The organism is Desulfoplanes sp. (assembly GCF_054921335.1).
In genome coordinates, this window is record NZ_JBUDSQ010000022.1 from 1 (window position 1) to 23,967 (window position 23,967).

The window sequence follows — 23,967 nt, forward strand, 5'->3', positions numbered from 1 at the left end:
TGGGGGGAGGGTTTCAAACTGCTGGAAAAATTTACCGATAACGCAACCCGACCTAGAAAACGAGCAATTTTAGCAAATAGAATTTCGGTAAAGGGACGATTTCTGGAATTACAAGGAAACCATATAATGACTTGTTGTTGCCGGACGCTTTGCGCCGGCAACAACAACGGCCCGTGGATACCATCCGCGGGCCGTTAAATTGTTGAAATTTTCTTGACAAATTTCAATTCAGCTCACAAACTGCACCCAGTAAGTCCAATTTATTAGACATACCGGGTGAAATATTATGAAGGATTTAATTCAACTTCCAGCAGAATTTGATTACAATTTATTGCTTCATGTCTTAAGAAATTATAAAAAACCAAGAGATAAAATAAGAAGCCTGATCAAGAATCAGGATATCTTAAGGGTCAAAAAAGGCCTCTATGTGTTGGGCAAGGATTATAAGAAGCCTTACAATAAGTATATCCTGGCGAATCAGATCTATGGGCCTTCCTATATCACTGGACAAACAGCTTTGGCATTCTGGAACATGATACCGGAACGTGTTGAACTCATCATCAGCATGACAAATAAAAGAAAAAAGCTGTTTGAAACACCGGTTGGTAGATTTTCTTATTTATATTGCCACAAAAAAGTTTTCAACATTGGTATTAATCTTGAGTATGCTGGTAATCAAAAGAAAATTCTAATTGCCTCCCCTGAGAAGGCGTTGAGCGATATCATTGCAACCCAGACTCATATTTCATCGGAAAGGGAAATGAAAGAATTTCTTGAATTAATGAGATTGGATTATGGTGATATTAAAAAATTTGATTCATCTTTATTAGAAGAAATCAAGGCCAGATATAAAAGACAAAGTATGAACCTGCTGCTCAATTGCTTAAAGGAATATTATGTTTGATGAAAAAATTGAACAAATGCTAGGCAGGTATGAATTACTTACGGTTCATGATCACGAGAATGCTCTCAAAGAGATCATACAAGAAATCGTGTTGCTTGGTTTATGGCGGTCAAAATTTTATGAAAAGGCTGTTTTTTATGGTGGAAGCGCATTACGAATTTTGCATAAGCTGGACCGTTTTTCTGAGGATCTGGATTTTTCACTCATTCAGCCTGAAAATATTTTTGATAGTAAAAAATACTTCGGTGCAGTAAAATCAGAATTGGAACTATGGGGTTTTGAGGTTTCCACAGAAGAAAAGACCAAGAAGAATGATAGCACTATTGACTCAGCTTTCATTAAAGCAAATACATTGATTCATTTATTAAAAATTGATTCGAATCTAAAGACCCACAAAAATGCTGTGATGAAAATAAAATTGGAAATTGATCAGGAACCGGCTATCGGATTTACAAGTGATCTTAAATATCATCTCCACCCCATTCCGTTTACCATAAAAACCATGACATTGCCGAGTTTGTTTGCAGGCAAAATGCATGCCTTGTTATGCCGTACTGTAAGGACCAACATTAAAGGCCGAGACTGGTATGATTTAATCTGGTTTGTGAAGAATAATATTCCATGTGAGTTATATTATCTTAAGAATAAAATGGTACAAACAGGCCATTTGGGTTTGTCAGAGGTGTTAGATAAAGAAAAAATTGTTGAATTATTATCTGAAAAAATTAAGGCGATTGATTTTTCTCTGGCAAAAAAAGATGTTGAACCATTTTTAAAAAATTCAAGGCAAAAGGATGAATTGAATCTTTGGTCTGATGCATTTTTTAACGATTATTTGATTCACAAAATTAGTGTCCAGACAAGTCATTAATTAAAAGCGGACTATATTTTTAATAAAAAAAGGCTCTTATTGCGTTTCGGGGGCCTACTCGCAATGCAAGGTCACTCCCCCCTGGGAACGCCGAGCGTCTGCTCGGCACTGCGTTTACTACATGGCAGGAACAAGGGCAGATGATGCCGGCCAGACAGTATAAAGCTGTACCCTTCAGCTGTTGCCCGAAAGGCCGAGCAGACGCTCGGCGTTCCCAGGATAAAACTTGTTTGGAAGGCCAGTTGTCGTGCTGATCCAATGATACTTGGCCAGGAAGAGGCAGGCCCCCGGAATCCAACAAGAGCCTAAAAAAAATACTGCGAATGAACCGCATATCTTGGTGGTAAGGCGGCTGCTCCGCCAGGACGCGGTGCTGACTTCGTCCAGTTCCTTTTGATGCTTATCGGGGTCGGACCAAGGTAACAGTTTGAGATAGCTTATAATAATAGCTCAAAAAGGCCTGTTTTTGGTCTTAAAATCACTTTTTTACCTCCAAAATCGTCCATCTAAGGCAATTCAATTCCAGTCCCTATCGTGCCAAGAGAGAACCGATATTTTCTTCACTGACACAGGGGGCCACCACAGTGACCGCGAATAGTCATCTTGTGCGATCTCTCATACACATTGACCAAAAGAGTACCCCATCCATACAGCACCCTTTTGGAGGACAAAATGGCCGTTCTAAGCGGTAAAAACGGTTTGTTTTGGGATTTTTATAATAATATTCCAGGCAAATAACGAGGTCCGACCCCGACAACAGCCGGGGACTATCCGGTTATGTTTTTTTCCTTTTCGGGGATACAATACTTACTAATGATTGACGATACTACCGATAGGCGTTAATAAAAAATGGGCATTCGAAACTTCAGATGCAGGGAAACCGCGAAATTTGGCAAAGAGAATTCTCAAAGAAATTTTCCAAAAAGATCCAAGTGCATACGCGGCGTAGGCTGCTTATGCTCGACTCGGCTTCCTCCCTTGATGATTTGAGATTTCCCCCTTCCAATCGCTTGGAAAAATTAAAAGGTGACCGAAAAGGTCAGTACTCTATCAGAATCAATGACCAATGGAGAATCTGCTTCCATTTCAGAGAAGGTGAAGCTTTTGATGGCGAAATTATAGACTATCATTGAGGAGGCACTACCATGCCGAACAAAATTCCCTTGGAACATCCTGGAACTATCTTAAAAGAGGAATTCATAGATCCTCTTGAAATAACAGCGTATGCTGTTTCGAAAGGTACAGGAATCCCACAAACCGCTCTTGGAGAGATTTTAAAAGGAAAAAGAAACATTTCTCCAGTGAATGCTTTGAAGCTAGCCAAATTTTTCAGCATGTCCGAGAACTATTTTTTAAACATCCAAACAAGATATGACCTTGACCTTGCAAAGGAAAAAGCCAGTTATCCTCTTTCGAAGATAATTCCTTTCAAAAAACAATGTCGGGACACAGGAGAGTTGCTGGAAGCTTGAGAAGCAGCCCACTTGCTCTTCAGAAATTAGCCGGTAAACCCTTACACTCATCTTCTGAATGAAAATGCGTTTAAATTCTTTGAAGATCCTCAGCTAGCTATCAAAGCAAAACAGATTGAAAAAGATCGTTTTATTTTACTTTGGGATACTACCAATAGGCCAGAACTAAAGTCAGAACATGAATGGCTTCATGCTCACATAACTTTTTCTAGCTTCCTCGCCGCTTTAAATATAGCTACATTAGGAATATTTTCATGGGGGTGAAGGGTTAAAAGTTGGCCTAATATATGGTCAATATGACCCGGAAACGAATAAATCTCATTCAATCACCCTTAACCAAGACCATCAGCAAGATGTTCGAGAAAAAAAACATTAACCGATCTCGATATTGAAAACACAATTATAATATTTCGCCTTCTTGTAAAAGAAAAGGAAAGCGTCAGTAGATCAGAATATCTTAAGGGTATAATTCATCTTTGCATCAGCCATTACGATCTAAATTTTCACCGGGAAGCATTTTCAAATTTTTATCGTTCATTTGAGTATTTTGTTACTCAAAAAGTACTTAAAACTACATAATTAAAGAATGAATTAAAGGAAATGCAAGGCGTTCTTAGTTCGCATGGGGCCAAGAATGATTTGATTGATGAATTTAAAGAAATGTACAAATTACGATCTTCCCAGATAATGCATGCTCAAAACAAGCAAGTAGCAATAACATATGACGATGCGAGAAAAATAAAAGCATAAGCGGATCTAGTTCTGCACCGTTACTATCGCAAAGAGGCCAAGAAAATAAGGATATAAGAAACATTATGTAGCGAGTTTAATTATGTCAGCAGCTTAACCCCTCAATGATGTCAAATACCCCGTCTGTCCAGCTCCTGGGGCCACTTTACCCCTTGAACTGAGCTCCTGGAAAATGGAGCTTACCGAGCCACTGCAAAAGCCTTTCCCGCATTTATGAACAAGGCCACAAAAGATATTGAACGGATAATAAACCTCAATCCATACACGCAAGAGTAAATCCCATGTCCGTAATCACCTTCCCTCTTTTTAATCAGAACGCACCTTTCCTGTTTGACCAGGAAAACATGCAGGCTATTGCCCCCCCAAAATCATCAAAGACGCTCACCTATGCTACAGCGAACACAGGATAATCAGCCTGGACTTTGACAATGATTTTCTCAGCGCTGAAATCAGCGAAAATGAGGATAAAGACGAATTTTTCTTTCAGGTCAATCTCTGGAAGTCAGAAGATGGAATAAGCGCCGAGTGTGACTGTATTGAAATCGCTGAAGATGAAAACTGCCCGCCCTGCCGCCATATTTTAGCCGCATTTTTCGCCTGTTCGGAAAAGCGGCTTGAAAGCGACAAACTCATGTCAGCTGCTGACGGGTTTTGCGAAGATCCCCAAGAAATCCATCCACGGCTTCTTCCGGGGTTGCCCAGGACGTCACAAGGCGGACAACACTCTGGTTGGGCCCGGCCGTTTCCCAGGTATGGAAAGCATATCCTGTGCTCAGCTGCCGGATCAGCTCGTTGGGAAAAATGGGAAAAACCTGGTTGGTCTGGGGAGGCGTTGCAAAAGAAAAACCGAGGTCTTCAACTCCCCGGGCAAGCCGGGCTGCCAGGGTGTTGGCGTGCTCGGCAAGCCTGTAGAACAGACCCTCCGTGAAAAGTCCGGCAAACTGGGAGCCCATGACCCGCCCTTTGGCGAGCATGCCGCCGCGCTGCTTGATGTGAAATCTGAAATGGGGCTGAAGATCCCTGGTGGTGATGACGATGGCCTCCCCGATCAGGGCGCCGTTTTTCGTTCCGCCTATGTAGAAAACATCCGTAAGCCGGGCGATGTCGGCCATGGTCATATCCGCATGGGGGCTCGTAAGAGCGCATCCCAGCCTGGCCCCGTCCAGATGGAGATACAGGCCAAGTTCCCGGCACACGGCAGCGATCTCCTCCAGTTCAGCCAGGGTGTACACCGTGCCCAGTTCCGTGGACTGGGAGAGATACACGGCAGCAGGATGCACCATGTGCTCGTCCCCATGCTCTTCCACCACGGCCCGGATACCTTCGACCAGGATCTTGCCCTCCCGGGCGGGCACGCCGTGAACCTTGTGCCCCGATGCCTCGATGGCCCCGGTCTCATGGACATTGATATGCCCGGAATCCGGCGCGATGACCGACTCGAAGGGTTTGAGCATGGAAGCCAGGACAATGAGATTGGCCTGGGTCCCGCCTGACACGAAATGGACCTCGGCTGCGGGATTGCCCGTTTCAGCACGGATCAGTTCGCGGGCCTTTTGGGAAAGGGTATCCTCCCCGTATCCCGCTTCCTGCTGCTCGTTGGTTGTTGCCAGAATGTTCAGAAGGTCGGGATGTGCCCCTTCGGAATAGTCATTGAGAAAGCTGTACGTATGCATGATTCACGAGTCTCCATAGCTACGCTCAATCGCAAAAATACCAGGTACAAATTCAGGATGCCAAAAATTGTTTTTGCAGCCCCTCCCGGGGGGCTGCAAAAACGGGCGACTTATATATGGACCCTACACGTCTTGGGTATTTTGGTTATAAATTTGTATGTGCAGATGCGTATTGTTTACTGTCCCCACGGCACAAAGCGACCATGTCGGCCACCCATGCCTTTTTGGCCCGCTGCAGGGTGGGCAGGGGATGGAAATATTTGTCCGATGTGTTCTCCTTGAGCAGCCCCAGCACCCGGCGTCCGGCCAGCCGATCCATGCAGCGGTGGATGAGGGGGTCCAGGTCGGGACTCACCCCCCAGGCGCAGATCACCGGGACCCTGTCCACGGGTCCGAGACGGCATGCCAGTTCTTCGCTTCTTTCCTCGGAAAACACGCAGTGGATTTGGCTCTCTTCCCCGGCCTCCAGGGCAGCGTAGCGTTCCACGAATTTTCCGCTTTTGGGGTCCCGCAGATCCGAGAGGTTCAGCACCCGGACATGCCGCCATGAACGGTAGTGCATCAACCGCATGACCTGGTACTGGGTGATGTCCGGCCGCGTGGGGACAAGTGCGGTATGGATGAGGCGGTGCACGCTATCAGGGGTGACCACCGTGTCCACGGGAACGAGAGGCCTGGACGAACCGGGATTCATCATGATGCAGACCGCGTCAGGCCATGTCCCGGAAAACCCGGTCAGGTCGTCGGGGGTGTCCTGCCTGTCCACGATTTCAAGGACGCTGCGGCAGTCCACCGAGCGACCGGAAGCAAAAGATATGGAATAGAAATGGCCGAACACGTCGTATCTGGTTTTCAGATCGCAGGCCGGAATAAATGGAACCAAAACGTTCCTCCTTGTGGGGTCACATACGCTCTGTCGTAAAAAAAACCGGTACACATTCAGAATGCCAAAGATTGTTTTTGCAGCCCCTCCCGGGGGCTGCAATCCGGGCGGGTCCATATATGAATCGCCCCTACGAGTTTTGGGGTGTTCGCTTATAGATAGGTATGCGCAGATGCTTATTCCAAGAGCCCGAGATAATAGCCAACCATGCCCATCTCCTGGTCAAAGCCTTCCTGCCCATTCAGCTCCTGCCAGATATATTCCAGAAGGGACCGTGCCATGTCTGTCTGACTGTCACGTACAAGGCTCTTGAAAACATATCCGTAGACAGCGATCAGGGAAGGGGTATCGAGGCCAAAAAGGAGCTCGGCGGTTTCGTCCCACCGGCATTGGTCCGCGAGCCAGGCGACCGCGAGCTGCTGCCGGGACGCTGCATCCGCTTTGTTCCGGAATTCCAGGGCAAAGGGCAGGACAGCGTCGATATCCTCCTTGAGTTCGAGGGGCGGTTTGGGGGAACAATAGAAACAGGGCTCGAGCATGCCGGGGGCCATGCGCCCATGAATGTTGTGGCTGCTGTCTTCCATGCCCTGCAGCATACGGTGCAACGGGGTGTTTTCATAGATACGCGCCCCGATGGTATACTCATATCTCCGCCAGGGCATGGGAGGACGTTCGAGCATGAGGGAGAGGGTCTGATCCAGAGTTTCGTGAGACTCTCCAGGCAGGCCGAAGATCAGATCCACGGTATGGTCCAGCTCCAGCTCGTCGCAGATAGCCAGGGTTTCCAGGATGTCCTGCTGGCGGTAGGACATGCCGTTTCGTTCCAGTACGGTATCTGAAAAACTGTCGCAGGTGAAAATCAGGGAAAAGGCCGCCTGGTGCAAGAGCTCGGCAAACTCCCGGGTAAAGGGGCGGGGCAGAAACTGGGAGGCGAACCGGAACCGGTCATGGAGACCGGCCTGGAGAATGGCCCCTATCAATTCCTGGGGATACTCCAGATCGGGGATATTGAATTCCGTATCAATAAAAAAGATCTTGCGCGCTTCCGGATAGCTGTCAGCCAGACGACCGAGCTCGTCCACCACCTCGGGAACGGACCGGTGCACGAACCTGCGTCCCTCGAGGATGGGCTCCACACAAAAAGAGCACCCCTGGTTGCACCCCCGCTTGAGCTGCACAGGCAGGGCCGCATGCTCCAGGGCGTAGCGGAATTTCGGGTCCCGGGTTTCAGGATACAGATTTTCAAAGACATGCAGACGGCGCGGATTCCTCCCGCCGCCCCCGTCACGCCAGACAAGACCGGGAATGCTTTGAATTCTGTCGATGTCCGGCCAGTGCTCAAGAAACTCCAGAAACGCGCGTTCCCCCTCACCGTGGATGCCGAAGTCGAGCCCCAATTCAGCGAGCATGGCCCCGGGTGAGATAGTGAATCCCCCACCCCCGGCCACCACCGGCACATCGGGCAGATTCTCCCCGAGCCAGGAACAGATGGTTTTGATCTCCGGTAGAAAATAACGGGCGGAAAAACCCGGTCCCTGAAAGTTGCCATACGCCTCGCAGGCCATGGTCGTGTCGATGTTGCGGATACCAAGACCGATGCAGTCGGGCCGAAACCGGCTGAGGATATGGTACAGATTCGTCCCCACATCCGGCCCGGGCAGGAAAGGGTAGTCCAGTCGGACCTCAAAACCGTTGTTCCTGAGATTCGATGCGATCAGATCCAGACCGAAGGGATAGACCTGTTTCACCAGATAATAGGGATCGGTGTACAGGAGAAGGACCTTGTTCATGGAGCGTTGTTCCTCGAAACCTGCGCTTGGGGAGTCCACTCGGCCAGGGTATTGCTGTAGAACATGCACATGACCCGAGCTGTCCCATCCATGGAGGATCGGATTTCGGCCAGAAATTCCTCAGGATCATACCCCTTGCGAAAATGAAACGTCGGACCATCCTGGATGACATAGCCGTCGGCAAAGGTTCCGACAATACGATGCCTGTTCTGCACCGGCCACTTTCCCTGCACGCAGAGATACGCCCTGCCCGATGCCCCGGTACATGTTGCGATGTCCGCATACACACGTTTTCGTTCCGCAGGGGGCAGGATGTTCAGGACATAGTTGCACACGACCACATCATAGGTTTCTTCGAGCACCGACCGGTCCGGAAAAAAATTGGGGTCATAGTCGTTCACCAGCACGGCCCCGGCACCCAGCAGGGTCTTTCTGGCAAACCGGTCCAGCCCGGTCCCAAGATGCAGGATACGCTTGCCCGCAACCAACCCGTCCTTGCAGATGCGCACCACGGGCTGGGAAGGATTTCTGGTATGGTTCAGGGCCGTTACACGGGACAGGGTCCGCGAAGGATCGAGCTCGCCGGCCTCCAGGGCCTTGACATCGGCATCGAGAGCCGCTTCGATTTCTTCCAGAGGAACCGACCACCCGAATCCGAGCTGAAAGACATAATCCCGGGCCCCAGAAGCATGGACCGTCCAGGAACCGTCCTTTCGCGGTTCGATGATCCACCCGACCCGCTTCATGGTCTCCGAAAGTTTGGTCACAAAAAACCTCGTTCCTTCCCCGTCTGCCCTGCTATCTGATCAAACCAGCTAATGGATTTTTTTGCCAACGAAACACGCGAAACATACAAAAAAAACTTTTTCTTAAAACTTTCGAGCAGTTAAAGTACACAGAGAACAGAAACTGTTTCGTTGGTCCCGGCCTTTTCCCGTTTCCCGTCTCCTGTCTCCTGTCTCCTTCGTCGTTACCTGACACCTCAAACCGTCTTTATCCAAAAAGCTGCTCGTGGAATCCCATGATGGAAGAACTCCCGCTTTTTTTCTGCGTGCCCGTACTCGGACAGAACACCGGATCATAGCCAAGACTGCGGGCCTGCTTGAGCCGCACACCCTGCCCCACAACCGGACGGATCTGGCCGTTTAAATCCACCTCGCCCCAGAACACGGCCCGTTTTGGCAAAGGGCGGTCATAGACCGATGAAAGAATGGCCGCCACGAGTCCCAGATCCACGCCGGGATCGGTGAGTTTCAGCCCCCCGCCTATCTTGGCGTAGATATCCAGCTGACCGAGATTGATCCTGAGCCGTTTTTCCATGACCGCCAGAATGAGATTGAGCCGATTGGCATCGAGCCCGAGTGCCGTCCGCCGCGGAAAGGTCAGATAGGTCCTGCTGGCCAGGGCCTGGACCTCCACGGCAAAGGGGCGTTGGCCGTCCAGCCCCATGACCACCGCTGTCCCGCTCAACCGCGCATCCCGGTCCTGAAGAAAAAAAGTCGAAGGGTCCAGGACCACCCGCATGCCCGCTGACTGCATTTCAAAGAGAAGCAGTTCATCGGTTGGACCAAACCGGTTCTTGAGCACGCGGAGCATGCGGAAAAGATGGTGTCGGTCGCCTTCCAGGGAAAGGACCGTGTCCACCATGTGTTCCAGAAGTTTCGGCCCTGCGATCTGCCCGTCCTTGGTCACGTGGCCGACAATAACCACGCACACGCCGGTTTCTTTGGCCTTCTCGATAATCTGCATAGCCACGGAACGGACCTGACTGACGCTCCCCGGAATACCGTCCACAGTTCCCGAAGCCATTGTCTGTACGGAATCGAGGATGATCAGTCCGGGGCGGTTCCGGGCTTCCATGGCCCCAAGAACGTCCTCGATCTGGTTGGTGGCCATGGCCAGAACATTTGTCAGCTCCAGACCCAAGCGAACCGCCCTGCCCTGGAGCTGTCCCAGGGATTCCTCTCCGGAAACATAGACACTCCGTCGCTCGGCCCCGGCCACGCTGGATGCCAATTGCAGCAATAGGGTCGATTTTCCGATGCCCGGCTCCCCCCCGAGCAGCAGGACAGCCCCGGGGACGAGCCCCCTGCCGAGCAACCCGTCCAAGCCCTCGATATGGGTCGGGATATGCTCCAGCCGGGTTTCCGGCGGCGGATTCTCCAGGCTGACCAGCTCTGCATTCTCCTTCAGGGACCGAATAGGCTTATCCTTGGCAACGACCTCGGCCTCCAGAGTATTCCACTGCTTGCACCCCGGACATTGCCCCATCCAACGGGGGCTGGTTGTTCCGCATTGGGAACAGCGATAGACTTCCTTGGTCTTCATGGAATTGTCCCTAGTTTTGACAAAACAAAAGGGCGACCTGTGGGACCGCCCTTATGTTTGATTATCACACATTGATTTGTAATTATTCAGGTTTTAGGCTTTAGAATCCCGAGTTCGGAGGCCGGTGGTCCGGAATGCTTCTTTACCCCTTAAACCTTGAACCCAAAACCTAAAACGGTCCGTCTCTCATTCCGGCGGGTCCTTGGCCTCAATGGTCTCCAACCCAAATTCATTGAGTCCCTTTGGCGGATTGGGAAAAACGACCATGAACGGCACTCCGGTCCCAGGCTTGAGGTCGGTATTGTTCGTCAGGATGCCCACTTTGGCGGACAAGGCGGAGGCAAGTTCCTCCTGGTTCAAGACCTGGAGCTGAAAATAGGAAACCACATTGCCGCATAAAAAGTCTTTTGATTCAAGGACACTCCCGTTGTCATCAAAAAGTTTGATGCGGAGCTTGATCAATTCCTTGGGGACCTTGAACCCATTCACGGCCTTGCCCTCGACCACGAAAACCTGACCGATCTTCTCATTCTTTACAAAGTACTGTCTGACATTCTCCAGCCCGATTTCCGGAATGACCGTATCAGCGTCTTTTTTCTGTTCTTCCACCTTGGTGCCGGTGAAGGCACCGCTGCCGGTATTGTCGAGCAGATCCGGGGCATAATAGTAGGTTCCGATTCCAACGCCGACCAGAACCAAAACGAGCAGGACCAACCAGAGGAGGATTTGCCTTCCCTTTTTCTTGCCGGGCTTTTCATTGGCGAAATTGCTCTCCAATTCCTCCGACGGCCCATGCGGTTCGTCTCTGTCGGAGGACATTTCTTCGGCGTCATCATCAAAAGACGGAGCCTTGCTGAAAACATCATCCACGGTATCCTCTATGGATTCCTCGGACCGGGTCACACTAAAAATATGGCCGCATCTTGAACACCGTACCTTGCTCCCTTCGGGGCCAATGCAACTATCATCCAGATTGTAACGGGTATCGCACTCGGGACATTGTACAATCATACCGACCTCACGTCATATCATAACCAGGAAAAGCTACCCTTGCATCCAGCACGGGACGTTGTCCTGCAAAAAAACAAGTGGAAGTGGTTTGGCATATGGTTCAATCATCAAAAACCAGTTCATAAACACCCGCCAAGCCACGGTATTTCTCGTCATAGTCCAGCCCATACCCCACAATGAACCCCTTGTCCAAGACGAAACCGGGAAAATCAACGGTCACCTCAAGCTCCCTGCGCTCACTCTTGTCCACCAGAGCGGCAATGGCGATGGATTTGGGACTGCGGGCCTCCAAAACCCTGGTCAGATAGCGCATGGAATGGCCGGTGTCCACGATATCCTCGACGATGAGAACATGTTTGTCCTGGATTGAAACTTCCATGTCCTTGGAAAAAATCATTTTTCCCTCGCGGGAGGTTCCTCCTGCATAACTTGCGAGACGCACAAAATCCATCTCGGGATCAATAGTCATGCTGCGCATCAGATCGGCAAAAAAAACAAATGCCCCCTTGAGAACACACACGCAGACCAGGGGTTCTTCCCCGTAGCGCTCGGAAATCTCCCGACCAAGCTCCCCGACCCGCTTGGCAATGGCCTCTTTGTCGAACACAACGTTCTTGTTCATCGATTCTCCGTATTCAACCAAATCTATTTTTGGGTCCGTAGTTTTTATATAGCCGGAACGATTTTTTCCCGGAATCAGAGCCCCATGCTGCAACCAACATTCCGATCGGGAACCCACACGCTTGAAAGGAGTCTTTGTTTGATAAATGTTCAAACATATAGAAAATGACAATGGGTCCATGTGCACCTCGCCAATCTCTACCCCTCTCAACTTACTAATGCGGCCAAGCCGCAGTTTGACGGTTTAGGTTTTACGTCCAATCGGCCATAGAATTTTCTTGATTTTCACGGCTTACTTTCACAACTAAGACACTAAAATTACTAAAATTTTTATCATCTCGATACACTTTCAAAACGTCAACTGCATGGCCACTTCGTCGCATTGGTCCGGGTACTTGGGACAATTGAGACAATCCGCCCAGACCTTTTGCGGGAGGGTTGCCTGGTCGACGAGTACAAAACCAAGTTTTTTGAAAAAATCCGGTTTGGCCGTCAGGGTAAACACCTTGTAGAGCCCGAAAGTCAGGGCCTCGCTGACACAGGCCTCCACGAGACGGCGTCCCCAGCCTTTTTGGCGCAAGGGTTGGGAGACGACCAATGATCTGACCTCGGCGATATCGTTCCAGGTAATGGCGAGGGCACAGCAGGCCACAACCTTTCGTGTCGCACCGTCCTCGACGACATAAAAATCCCTGAGCCGATTGTACAACTCGTTGAAGGATCTCGGCAGAACGATCCCCTCTCCGGTGGCGGCCTCTTTCATGAGCAACCCATGGATGGACTTGACATCCCTGACCATGGCCTTGCGCAAAATAAATTCTTCCATCCCATATCTCCGAACCGGCCCATATGGCCGGATACGCCTAGTTCTCCCGGGCAAAAACAGCGATGGTCCTGCGTATCTGCTCGGGAAGCATCAACCCCTTGTGGGTCCAGCCCTTTTTGCCGTTTTTCTTATAGAATACAAGCGTGGGCAGGGCCACGATCTCCTTGAACCCCTCGGCATGTTCTTCAGGGACCCGGTAGATCTCGTATTCGAATCCGGCCAGCTTCATGAACAGATCGAGTTGGCCGGGATCCTTGTCAAAAGAGACGCCAATGATTCTGACCTGGTCCCGGGGATAGGTATCGTAGATTTCATTGAGTGCCGGGATCTCCTGCCGGCAGGCACTGCACCAGGTCGCCCAGTAGGAAACCAGGGTGACCGTTCCTGTATCGGCCTGGATCATGGCGTCCAGGTCCTGCCGGGAAATGGTCTCCACATCGGCAGCCCATGCAGGCCCGGAAAGTATTCCCGTCATCACGACCGCCAACAACAATACCGCGCACACAACCCCATTGTGCTCATTGTATCTTTTCAGCATACCCATATCCGTTATCATTATTTTCAGTTGACTCGAGATCCTCTCCAAACGGTTAGGCGTGCGCTTCTTGACCACAAAGGCGTTGTGCCAATCTGACAGCGGCCACGGCGTCCTCGGAATATCCGTCCGCCCCGATGCGATGGGCAAAGGCCTCCGTAACCACGGCCCCACCGATCATCACCTTGCAGTCGATGCGCTTTTCCTTGAGCAGATCCACGGTATCCTGCATCCGGGTCATGGTCGTGGTCATCAGCGCGGACAGCCCCACCACACGGGCACCGCTCTCCTCCACGGTCCGAACGATCTTGTCCGCGGAAACATCCTTGCCCAGGTCGATGACATCGAATCCGTGGTTTCTGAGCATGAGACAAACAATGTTTTTGCCGATATCATGGATATCCCCTTCCACCGTGGCCATGACGATCCGGGTCTTGTCCGTTGCCCCATCCTTTTCCAGGTAGGGTTTGAGAATACTGAACCCCTTTTGCATGGTCTCGGCCGACCGGAGCAGCTGGGGGAGAAAAAATTCCCGGCGCTCGTATTTTTCCCCCACCACCGTGATGCCGGGAATGAGCTCCTTGTTAACCACATCAAAGGGATCGGCACCATCCCGGACCGCGCCCAGCACCATCGCTTCAATGGCATCCTTGTCCCCCTTGATCACGGCCCGTTCGATGGGACTGCCCCCCACATCACCCGGATCACCGCCGGTCTTCCGAGACCCCGGAACCGGCCCCCCCCCGGGTTTCCACTCGGAAAAAGCATCAATGAACGAGGCCGCCTGGGGATCACGCCCAAGAAGTACCTCGCTGGCGGCCAGGGCCTCCTGGATGCGGACAGAATTGGGATTGGCGATAAACGCGGACATGCCCGCGGCCATGCACATGGTCATGAAATGGGTATTGAGGAGTTCACGGGCCGGAAGGCCGAAAGAAATATTGGACAGCCCCATGACCGTGGTCAGTCCCAGGGATTCCCGGCAGTACCGGATGACTTCGAGGCAGGCCCTGGCAGCCATGGGCTTGGAGGAAACGGTCAGGGCCAGGGCATCGATCAGGAGGAGCCGTCTGGGTATGGACAGGGAATCGGCCTGCCCCACGAGCTCGTCGATGATGGCGATACGCTCCTCAGCCGTGACCGGAAGTTTGCGCCCCTTGAGGGGAAGCAGGATGAACGGGGCCCCGTAATCCCGACACAGGGGACCTAGACGCTCCATCTTGCCCGGTTCTCCGCTGATCGAATTGATCAGGGGAGAACCCGGATAGACGTTCAATGCCTCGATGACCGCCTGCTCGTCACTGGAGTCGATGCACAGCGGGGTCTGGACCTGGGATGCCAGTTCGCGAACGAGGTTGGGTAGAAGCTCCCTTTCCTCGACCATGGGGGCACCCACGTTCACGTCCAGAGCACCGACCCCCATATCCACCTGCTCCCTGGCCAATTCCAGGGCACGGGCAATCTCCCCGTCCTGGAACTGGGCGATGAGATCCTTCTTGCCCGTGGGGTTGATACGTTCACCAATGATCCGGCTCGAATACTCGAAACCCAGAGGCAGGGACGAGGAGCGGGAGGTCAGGACGACACAGGGACGCGAGGATTCTTCAAGGGGCTCAGGAGACAGGGATCCGGTTTCTTTTTTGAGGGCGCGGATGTGATCGGGAGTCGTGCCGCAGCATCCGCCCACACATTGGACCCCGGCACGGACGAATTCCCGGGTCTGGACGGCAAAAGGTTCGGGCTCCAGGCGGAAGACCGTGTTGCCATCCACCAGCTCGGGAAGGCCCGCATTGGGTTCGACCAGAAGCGGGGTCCTCGTTCCTTGGAGCATCTCCCGAGCGACCTCGAGCAACCCTTCAGGCCCGGCACTGCAATTGGTGGCCACAATATCCACGCCCATGTTCTCAACGGTATCCAAGAACACCCTTGGCCGGGTGCCTGTCAGGCTGACCCCGTCTTCAAAGGTCATGGAGATTCCCACGGGGAGATCGCAGACATTGCGCGCGGCAACCACAACGGCCCGGGCCTCGGCCAGATCGAAATGGGTTTCCCCGAGGATGAGATCCACCCCCCCCTGGACCAGTCCGCGGATCTGTTCCTCAAAGGTTTGCACCAATTCCTTGAAGGTCACATCCCCAAGGGGCTCGATCATCCTTCCGGTCGGACCGACGCTCCCGGCCACGAATCCTTTGTCCCCTACAGCCTTGCGGGCAAGAAAGGCCCCGACACGGTTCATGTCGGTACAATCGATGTCCGGTCCCAACTTGAAACGGCTACCACCAAAGGTATTTGTGGTCACCACATGGGCCCCGGCCTGAAAATATTCCCTATGGATCTGTTCGACGACTTCCGGACAACGCAGACAGAACCGCTCGGGAGACTCACCCGGGCCCAGACCTCTGGCCTGCAGGAGCGTTCCCATACCCCCATCAAAAATAACGGTCCTGCCGGAACCGAGAAATGTTCTGAACGGTCTCAATCCATACTCCTACAAAAAACATGGGCAGCACCTGCCCCTTGACCATACCCCGACCAAGCAGGATATGCACAATACCATCCATCCCTTCCCCAGACCTTCTAGAGCCGAACCCGGGATGCCCCCTTGTCGAAAACGCAACGATAGCCGGTGGTCCGTTGGGAATGAAAAAAGCCGGTTTTCTTCATTCCAACCGGCTTGCCACCTTGGTTCGCGTCCGAACCGCTTACTGAAAAAGATTGAAAAGGACAAATAAAAAATATATGTTTATTTTTTGTGTCCATGTGGAACGCAAGGCATCCGTTCACAATCCAACGACAGCCCCATCCGCATGGTGAACGGACGGGGGCACCCATTCCATCCGGTGCCCCACGACGGAGAGTTCTTGATCTCCTGAACCATCCATCCACGCCGCCATGACCGAGGTTGTTCGCGATTTTATCTGGCAAACCGACATCCATCCATCTGCTCCGCCCAAAGGATACCCTGATATAATGACTGCAAAACCCAAAAACGCCCCGACGCCGGACACGAAAAAAAAACAGTCCGGAACCGGCGAAGAAGACACCTTCACCCTGATGCCCGCCCCGACCACCAGTTTGGCGACCATCGATCCGCTGCGGATCTATTTCCAGGAAATCAAAAAATTCCCCCCCTTGCAGCCGGGCGAAGAGTTCGAACTGGCCCGCAAGATACGTGACGAAAACGACCAGGAAGCGGCATTCAGACTGACATCGGCCAACCTGCGTCTGGTGGTCAAGATCGCCCTGGATTTCCAAAGGCGGTGGATGAAGAATGTCCTCGATCTCATCCAGGAGGGCAATGTGGGGCTGATGAAGGCGGTCCAAAAATTCGATCCCGAGAAGGGGATCAAATTTTCCTATTACGCCGCCTTCTGGATCAAGGCATACATCCTCAAATTCATCATGGACAACTGGCGGATGGTCAAAATCGGGACCACCCAAGCCCAACGCAAGCTATTTTACAACCTCGGCAAGGAGCGCAACCGGCTGGAGGCGCTTGGCTATACCCCGGATACCACCCAGATCTCCAAGAACCTGCAGGTCTCCGAGGACGAGGTCATCGAAATGGGCCAGCGGCTCGGCCAAAAGGATCTCTCCCTGGACATGAGCGTGGGAGGGGACGACTCGACCTATACCCCGATGGACTTCATTCCGGCCGAGGCCACGGACGTCGAGACGAACATGGCCGATGGGGAGATAAGCGACCTCCTCAGGGACAAGATCAAGGGGATCGTTCCCGGACTCAACGACAAGGAAAGGGACATCCTGTACGACAGGCTCCTGTCCGAAAAACCGTTGACCCTTCGTGAAATCGGTGAAAAGTACGGGATTACCCGAGAACGGGTCCGACAGATCGAGGCCAGGCTTCTCAAGAAACTCAAAGAACATCTTGCCCAGGAGATCACGGATTTCTCCGAGGACTGGATCAGTGACCGATAGGACGTTGGCCCGGATCAGCCATGAAACCAAAACATTGGCGGCATCCACAAAAATCGATTTTTACGATGATTTTAACCGTCAGTACATGGTCAGCAAGGATCTCTTTTTTAGTCATCCGGTCATCGGACAATGCAAACGGGATGTTGTCCCCCTTCTCGCCCATACAGGACAACATGGCATCGACCACGCAAAAAAGGTCGCTATCGATGCGGGAACCTTGATTCTGGTTGAAAGACGAGGATGGAGCATAGCCCAGACCAAACGGTGGGTCTTTCTGGCCCAGCTAGCGGGCCTGCTCCACGATATTTGCATCCATCTCCCCGACCATGCCCGCCCGGGGGCAGTGAAGGCACGGGACATCCTTTCCCCCTATCCCATCACAGACGAGGAACGCGAAACCGTGGTATTTGCCATACGCAACCACGAATCCCGCACCACCGGAACAGCAAGTACGTCCCCCATGCACCACGGAGTGAGCAATGCCCTCTACGACGCAGACATCTTCCGGTGGGGACCGGACGTCTTCGACAGGACATTACTGGAAACACGGGCCAACCGCCAACACTCCCTACAGGATATCCAAACCCGTCTTCTCCAGGCCATGAACACGATCCGGGACATCGGTACCACCTTCCGCACCCGGATCGGACAGCAATACGGCCCCCAGTTCCTTCGCCTCGGCCTCCAGCTCGGAAAAACAGCCCACGACCGTTTGTGCGAGCACAGCCCTGGGCTGCCCCCAGGGCCATGTCCGTCGCGGCCATAACCACATTCCTACCCAGCGTCACAATATGAAAAATCACACCATGTATATTTTGTCGGCCACCCTTATGGTCCTGTGTTGCTCAGCCTGTACCACCTCCCATCCCCCCCAAAAAAATATTCCTCCCGAGTGGAACCTCTCTTCCAGCGCCAGGGCCTCGTTTGCCTATCTCAAATTCCAGGAACTCAAACAACGGGGGCAGAACCAGGAGGCCATCGCCAGCCTGGACGAAGCCATTGGGATCCTTGCCAGCCCCTATCTGTACCTGGAAAAAGCGGAAATGCTCTGGCAACGCAAAGAGATCGCCCCGGCCAGAGACAGTCTCAAGGAAGGTATCGAACGGTTCCCGGAATCCCGGGATCTCTATCTCTCCCTGGCCAAAACCTATGAAGCCGCCCGCAGGTGGGAGGACGCCACGACCACGCTGCAGGAGTACCTCCAGCTCCATCCTGAAAGCTGGTCCATGGTCCAGGAAGTCGGGGCCCTGCTCATCAAACAAAAAGAGTACGCAAGGGCTCTGGACGAGTTACAGACCATTCCCGAAAACTCTCGGGACGCCAGCGGTTGGTACCTCATCGGCAAAGCGGCCTCGAAATTGGGGCTCCAGGAACGAGCCGTATCCGCCTATACCAAAGCCCTGGCAAAAGATCCCCATTTTTTTCGGGCAAAAGCCGAACTGGGGTATCTCTACGAACAGGAAAAAAAATATGTCGAGGCCCTTAAAATATACGAAGAACTGGCATCCCAGGGAGAACCGGGGTCCCCACTGCTGTTGACGATGATCAGACTCCAGATCAAACTCAACGGTCCGGACAAGGCCTTCGAGCTGACCAAGCAACTCCCGGAAGACGTGGATTTCCAGATCGATGCGGCCAACCTTTTCTTGAACCAGGATTTTTATTCCTATGCCGCAGGCATCCTTGAGCCTCTGGCCGATATCGAAGACCTCCCCTCCAAGGGGTGGTTCACCCTGGCCCTGCTTGCCTACGAGGGGCAACGATCCCCGCAGAAAGCGGAAACCTATCTTTCCAACATTCCGGAAGACGCCCCCTATTTCGAACGGGCGCTCCTGTTCAGAGCGGACATTCTCTATGGCTTGGAGCGCTATCAGGACGCCGGCGCACTTGTCGATCAAGGGATACGTATGTTCCCCAAACAGCCGAGCTTCATTCTTCTCAAGGCATCTTTGCTCAAGAACAGGGGAGAGTGGGAACAAGCAGCCGATCTTTTGGGAGAGGCCCACACAACCTGGCCCGAAAGCATTGATGTCCTTTTCAATCTCGGAGTGCTCTGGGATGATCAGGGGAACAAGACCAAGGGAATGGAATACATGGAAAAGATCATAGCCATCGATCCCGACTATCCCGAGGCCCTCAATTATCTGGGATACACCTTGGCCGAACAAGGGCGCAATCTCGACCGTGCCCTGGTGCTCGTCAAAAATGCCCTCAAGGGCGACCCCGGCAACGGCTATTATCTGGATTCTCTGGCCTGGGTCCTGTTCAAGCTCGGCAAACTCGACCAGGCATGGGAAGCCATCAGGCAGGCGGTCCAACTGGCTGATGAAGATCCGACCATTTGGGAACACTATGGAACCATCGCCGGGGCCCTGGGAAAAAAGGACGCGGCCCGCAAGGGAAAAACCAATGCGCAACGGTTCCGGACCGAAAAACCGGCTAAACAATAGATCCAGAATGAAACGAACCAGTGCACATCCAGGCAAGAAAAATCTCCTGCCTTCCATCTACGATGCCATCTTTTGCCTGCTTTTCCTGGCCGTGCTCAGCCTTGGCCTCCCCTCCTGCGCGCCCAAAAAACCGGGCGCTCCCATGAAAGCCGATCCACCGTGGACAAATTTCATACATCTGCAAAACACCCTCCAGACCGTTGACAGCTTTTCCATCCGCACCAGCATCAATTATTCCTCGGCCAAACACAAACACCGGGTCATCATGCGGATTTTCGGCAAAATGGGCTATCCCATCCGTATGGATATCCAGGCCGGGATCGGCCGGACCATCTCCATCTGGCGCGAAGACGAGGGGCTGTGGCAGGCGTATTTTCCCGAAGAAAAACGGATGTATAACGCTATTGACGGTCAAGTGGGGGTGAGGAGTCTTGGGTTCCCCAGCCCCTTTGATCTCAAGGAATTGGCACATGTCCTCCAAGGACATATCCTGCCGGTTCTACCCGCGGGACCGGTACGGGAAGAAATCCGGGGGGCCAACGCACGCATCTCCTTTGCCCGGTCCAGCAGAATCAACTCCCTTGTCGTGGACCGACAGGGACGCGCCCGCGAGCTGCGGGGGGCCGGGGGATGGAGGGTCGTTTTTGACTACCGGGATGCATCCCCGTATAGTCACAAAATTTCCATGGACATGGAAAATGGCGAAAAAGCGGTCATCCGGATCAAATCGGTCAGTCCGGGGACGTTTGGAACCGATCTGGCCATCAACCCGCCCAAAGGGACAGAAATAGTCAACATCGCCCCCCCCGCGCGTGTCCAAACGGGCCCTACCAAGGGCACCCCCCCGGAGAAGCCCGGCAATCCTGAATAGTAATGATGTACAACTAGCAACCAGCAACACGACGAGGTTACAATGGATGCCAATAGCCAAAACGTTCAAGAACAATCTTTTTTCAAGGCATTGTGGAACAACATGCTGAACGGCTGGAAGGTTGTCCTCAGCGAATTCAAATGGCTGTTCATCAAAACCTTCCGGCGGTGGGAGATCAAACAGCTGCGCAAACGGCTCAACGAGGAATACCAAACCCTGGGAAGGGTTTATGCGTCCTTCGTGGAAGAAAAAAAGTCCCTGAATCCCGAAGACACCGAGGCTGAGATTCCCCTGAAGCAGATCTCCTTCCTCAAGGAAGAAATCGAACACATGGAGCAAGAACTGGACAATTCCCGCTCCGAGTACGTCAAACGACGCAGCCAGGCCTGATACACCGTTGATACAAGACCACCACCGCACGATTCCACGAGGACATCATGAACAAAGCACCCATCATCATCGGCTCCGACCACGCCGGATTCCCCCTGAAACAGGAGCTTGTCGCGTATCTCAAAGAGAGCGGATACACGACCGAGGACGTGGGAACCCATTCCCTGGACAGCTGTGACTATCCCGTCTATGCGCAGGACCTCTGCAAACGGGTTCTGGACCAGAACACACTGGGTATCCTGGTCTGCGGCTCCGGCGTGGGCATGTCCATGGCCGCGAACAAAGTGGCCGGCATCCGCGCCGCCCTGTGCACCAATGAGTATCTGGCCCGTATGACACGCCGGCACAACAATGCCAACGTCCTCTGCCTGGGTGGTCGGATCACCGGCATCGACCTGGCCGGGGCCATTGTGGACGCCTTTCTGGACAACGATTTCGAGGGCGGACGGCACCAGCGCCGTGTCGACCTCATAGAACCCACCATCTAACGGCTTCAACCGTCATCAAGACAAGGACCATCCCCATGAGTACGACCCCCACAACCGGGCAAGAAATGGACATGTACAGCGTGAACGTGATCAAGGGACTGATCATGGACGCGACCAGAAAAGCCAACTCCGGCCACCCGGGCGGAGCCATGTCCTCGGCCGATTTCGCCTATATCCTGTTCAAAGAATTCCTCTGCTTCGATCCGGACAATCCCAACTGGTGGAACAGGGATCGGTTCGTTCTGTCCGCAGGACACGAATCCATGCTCCTGTACAGCTTGCTCACCCTGAACGGCTACCTTTCCATAAAGGATCTCGAAGACTTCCGGCAGTTCGGGAGCAGGACTCCGGGCCATCCCGAGCATGACCAGACGCCCGGTGTCGAGGCGACAACCGGCCCGCTCGGCCAGGGATTCGCCATGGCAGGCGGCATGGCCGTTGCTGAAACCTTCCTGCGCCACAAACTCGGTCAGGACGTGACCAACCATTATACCTATGCCCTGGTCTCCGACGGCGACCTGCAGGAACCCCTGGCCCTGGGGAGCGCGGCACTGTTCGGACAATGGGGGCTTGGCAGACTCATCGCCTATTACGACAGCAACAAGATCCAGCTGGCCGGCCCGACCGAACGCGCCGACTGCTCGGACACCAGGAAACTTTTTGAGGGCATGTGCTGGCAGGTCATCGAGATCGACGGCCACGACCACGGGGCCATCCGCAGGGCCATCAAGGAAGCCCGGGCCGAAACCGACCGGCCGACCCTGATCATCGGGCATACGACCATGGCCAAGGGGAGCGCCACCCTGGAAGGCAGCGAAAAGACCCATGGCTCACCCATGTCCCCCGAAGAGATCGCAGCCACCAAGAAAAGACAGGGGCTTCCTGAAAACAGATCCTTTTTCCTGCCCGAAGATGTTATCGCCCATTCCAGACAGCGGTTCCCCATCCTCTCGGATCTTTCCGGCCAATGGTCCGAGGGACTGGCAAAAAAGCAGGCTGAAAACGGTTCCTTTGCCGCCCTGTGGGCAGAGATCAACAAACCGGCTTCAGAGCGCGAAATCACCTGGCCGGATTTTGAACCAGGGACCGATCTGGCCACACGCAAGGCCTTTGGGGCCTGCCTGAACGGACTTATCGACCAGTTCCCCACCCTCATGGGCGGATCGGCCGACCTCGATCCCTCCAACCAGACCGTACATTTCCGGGAAACAACGGGCATCTTCGGCACGGACAACCCATTGGGCCGCAGCTTCAGCTTCGGGGTCCGCGAATTCCCCATGGGTGTCATTTTGAACGGCATCGCCCTGCACGGCGGGATCATCCCCTTTGGGGCGACCTTCCTGGTCTTTTCCGACTACGAACGCAATGCCATCCGCATGTCCGCGTTGCAGAACCTACCGGTCCTGCACGTCTTCACCCATGACTCCTTTTTCGTGGGCGAGGACGGACCGACCCATCAGCCCATCGAGCAGGTCAGTTCCCTGCGCCTCATTCCCAACCTACTGACCCTGCGCCCGGGCGACGCCTATGAGAGCGCGGCCTGTTTCGACATCGCCATGAAGCAAGAAACCCGGCCGTCCGTACTCGTGTTCACCAGGCAGGGACTCCCGGTCATGGACCCGGCCACCCATCCCCAGGTACAGACCGGTGTGGCCAAGGGCGGCTATATCCTGGAAGATCCCGAGGACGGCAAGCCCGAGATCATTCTCCTTGCCAGCGGTTCCGAGGTCCACCTGGCCGTGGGCGCTGCCAAGGCCCTTCCCGGGGCCAAGATCCGCGTGGTCTCCATGCCGTGCATGGAGCTCTTTGACGAACAGGACGCTGCCTACACGGAGAAGGTCCTGCCCGATACCGTGCGCAAACGTCTGGCCATCGAGGCCGGAAGCCCGGACATCTGGTACAAGTACGTGGGACTGGACGGCGGGGTCATCGGCATGGACCACTTCGGCGCCTCGGCCCCTGCCGGCGTGCTCAAGGAAACCTATGGCTTCACCGTGGACCAGGTTGTTGCCCGCATCAAAGAAACATTCTCCATCTAATATTGATCAACCCGTAGGGGCAGGCCTGTGTGCCTGCCCCTTTTCGATCACAGGATGCATTATGGAGACAAAATATCTTGTATCCTGAATAGTTGCTATCCTACCCCCTAAAACGTAGATCCCAAC

21 protein-coding genes are annotated in these 23,967 nt (G+C 53.2%); 11 read left to right on the forward strand and 10 right to left on the reverse strand.

Annotated elements, in window-relative coordinates; translation table 11 throughout:
* Positions 1-286 precede the first annotated feature (286 nt).
* The 4 genes from ACY692_RS06755 to ACY692_RS06770 all read left to right on the forward strand — a co-directional run bounded on the left by ACY692_RS06755 (position 287) and on the right by ACY692_RS06770 (position 3,247).
* Positions 287-904, forward strand: coding sequence for a type IV toxin-antitoxin system AbiEi family antitoxin domain-containing protein (locus ACY692_RS06755; protein ID WP_462324588.1), 618 nt, complete (start codon positions 287-289; stop codon positions 902-904).
* Positions 897-1,775 carry a nucleotidyl transferase AbiEii/AbiGii toxin family protein gene (locus ACY692_RS06760; RefSeq protein ID WP_462324589.1) on the forward strand — a complete coding sequence of 293 codons (879 nt, stop codon included), beginning with the start codon at positions 897-899 and terminating at the stop codon, positions 1,773-1,775. The genes ACY692_RS06755 and ACY692_RS06760 overlap by 8 nt, the downstream gene beginning before the upstream one ends.
* A gap of 956 nt (positions 1,776-2,731) precedes the next feature.
* Positions 2,732-2,908 carry a type II toxin-antitoxin system RelE/ParE family toxin gene (locus tag ACY692_RS06765; protein ID WP_462324629.1) on the forward strand — a complete coding sequence of 59 codons (177 nt, stop codon included), beginning with the start codon at positions 2,732-2,734 and terminating at the stop codon, positions 2,906-2,908.
* A gap of 12 nt (positions 2,909-2,920) precedes the next feature.
* Positions 2,921-3,247, forward strand: coding sequence for a HigA family addiction module antitoxin (locus tag ACY692_RS06770; protein WP_462324590.1), 327 nt, complete (start codon positions 2,921-2,923; stop codon positions 3,245-3,247).
* A gap of 1,379 nt (positions 3,248-4,626) precedes the next feature.
* Here the strand turns inward: ACY692_RS06770 and ACY692_RS06775 are convergent.
* The 10 genes from ACY692_RS06775 to ACY692_RS06820 all read right to left on the reverse strand — a co-directional run bounded on the left by ACY692_RS06775 (position 4,627) and on the right by ACY692_RS06820 (position 16,143).
* On the reverse strand, positions 4,627-5,670 hold the full coding sequence (locus tag ACY692_RS06775) for a threonine aldolase family protein (protein WP_462324591.1): 1,044 nt from the start codon (positions 5,668-5,670) through the stop codon (positions 4,627-4,629).
* Between the two features lie 145 nt (positions 5,671-5,815).
* A complete protein-coding gene (locus ACY692_RS06780) occupies positions 5,816-6,553 on the reverse strand; it encodes a hypothetical protein (RefSeq protein ID WP_462324592.1) in 738 nt (245 codons plus the stop codon).
* 176 nt (positions 6,554-6,729) lie between these two features.
* On the reverse strand, positions 6,730-8,343 hold the full coding sequence (locus tag ACY692_RS06785) for a B12-binding domain-containing radical SAM protein (RefSeq protein WP_462324593.1): 1,614 nt from the start codon (positions 8,341-8,343) through the stop codon (positions 6,730-6,732).
* Complete coding sequence (locus tag ACY692_RS06790; protein WP_462324594.1) at positions 8,340-9,110, reverse strand: methyltransferase domain-containing protein; 771 nt, start codon at positions 9,108-9,110, stop codon at positions 8,340-8,342. The genes ACY692_RS06785 and ACY692_RS06790 overlap by 4 nt, the downstream gene beginning before the upstream one ends.
* Before the next feature lie 226 nt (positions 9,111-9,336).
* On the reverse strand, positions 9,337-10,671 hold the full coding sequence (gene radA / locus ACY692_RS06795; protein WP_462324595.1) for a DNA repair protein RadA: 1,335 nt from the start codon (positions 10,669-10,671) through the stop codon (positions 9,337-9,339).
* A 186-nt stretch (positions 10,672-10,857) separates the two neighbouring features.
* Positions 10,858-11,682, reverse strand: coding sequence for a DUF3426 domain-containing protein (locus ACY692_RS06800; RefSeq protein WP_462324596.1), 825 nt, complete (start codon positions 11,680-11,682; stop codon positions 10,858-10,860).
* 100 nt (positions 11,683-11,782) lie between these two features.
* Entirely contained in the window at positions 11,783-12,304 is a 522-nt protein-coding gene (gene hpt / locus ACY692_RS06805) for a hypoxanthine phosphoribosyltransferase (RefSeq protein ID WP_462324597.1), read from the reverse strand.
* Positions 12,305-12,652: 348 nt separating this feature from the next.
* On the reverse strand, positions 12,653-13,129 hold the full coding sequence (locus tag ACY692_RS06810) for an N-acetyltransferase (RefSeq protein ID WP_462324598.1): 477 nt from the start codon (positions 13,127-13,129) through the stop codon (positions 12,653-12,655).
* A gap of 37 nt (positions 13,130-13,166) precedes the next feature.
* On the reverse strand, positions 13,167-13,667 hold the full coding sequence (locus ACY692_RS06815) for a TlpA family protein disulfide reductase (RefSeq protein WP_462324599.1): 501 nt from the start codon (positions 13,665-13,667) through the stop codon (positions 13,167-13,169).
* A gap of 52 nt (positions 13,668-13,719) precedes the next feature.
* Entirely contained in the window at positions 13,720-16,143 is a 2,424-nt protein-coding gene (locus ACY692_RS06820; protein ID WP_462324600.1) for a homocysteine S-methyltransferase family protein, read from the reverse strand.
* A 491-nt stretch (positions 16,144-16,634) separates the two neighbouring features.
* On the opposite strand from ACY692_RS06820, the gene ACY692_RS06825 reads away from it, so the two are divergent.
* Genes ACY692_RS06825 through tkt form a run of 7 tightly spaced genes read left to right on the forward strand, consistent with a single transcriptional unit; the run spans position 16,635 to position 23,841 of the window.
* Positions 16,635-17,603, forward strand: coding sequence for a sigma-70 family RNA polymerase sigma factor (locus tag ACY692_RS06825; RefSeq protein ID WP_462324601.1), 969 nt, complete (start codon positions 16,635-16,637; stop codon positions 17,601-17,603).
* Positions 17,593-18,369: an HD domain-containing protein gene (locus ACY692_RS06830; RefSeq protein ID WP_462324602.1), complete on the forward strand. Its 777-nt coding sequence runs from the start codon at positions 17,593-17,595 to the stop codon at positions 18,367-18,369. Before ACY692_RS06825 ends, ACY692_RS06830 begins: the two co-directional genes overlap by 11 nt.
* A 25-nt stretch (positions 18,370-18,394) precedes the next feature.
* The gene (locus ACY692_RS06835; RefSeq protein ID WP_462324603.1) at positions 18,395-20,053 is read left to right on the forward strand and encodes a tetratricopeptide repeat protein; all 1,659 of its coding nucleotides are present in this window, start codon (positions 18,395-18,397) and stop codon (positions 20,051-20,053) included.
* 7 nt (positions 20,054-20,060) lie between these two features.
* Entirely contained in the window at positions 20,061-20,924 is an 864-nt protein-coding gene (locus tag ACY692_RS06840; RefSeq protein ID WP_462324604.1) for a hypothetical protein, read from the forward strand.
* Between the two features lie 42 nt (positions 20,925-20,966).
* Positions 20,967-21,314, forward strand: a complete 348-nt coding sequence (locus ACY692_RS06845; protein ID WP_462324605.1) for a hypothetical protein — start codon at positions 20,967-20,969, stop codon at positions 21,312-21,314.
* A 47-nt stretch (positions 21,315-21,361) separates the two neighbouring features.
* Positions 21,362-21,802: a ribose 5-phosphate isomerase B gene (gene rpiB, locus ACY692_RS06850; protein ID WP_462324606.1), complete on the forward strand. Its 441-nt coding sequence runs from the start codon at positions 21,362-21,364 to the stop codon at positions 21,800-21,802.
* 35 nt (positions 21,803-21,837) lie between these two features.
* The gene (tkt, locus tag ACY692_RS06855) at positions 21,838-23,841 is read left to right on the forward strand and encodes a transketolase (protein WP_462324607.1); all 2,004 of its coding nucleotides are present in this window, start codon (positions 21,838-21,840) and stop codon (positions 23,839-23,841) included.
* Positions 23,842-23,967: the final 126 nt, after the last annotated feature.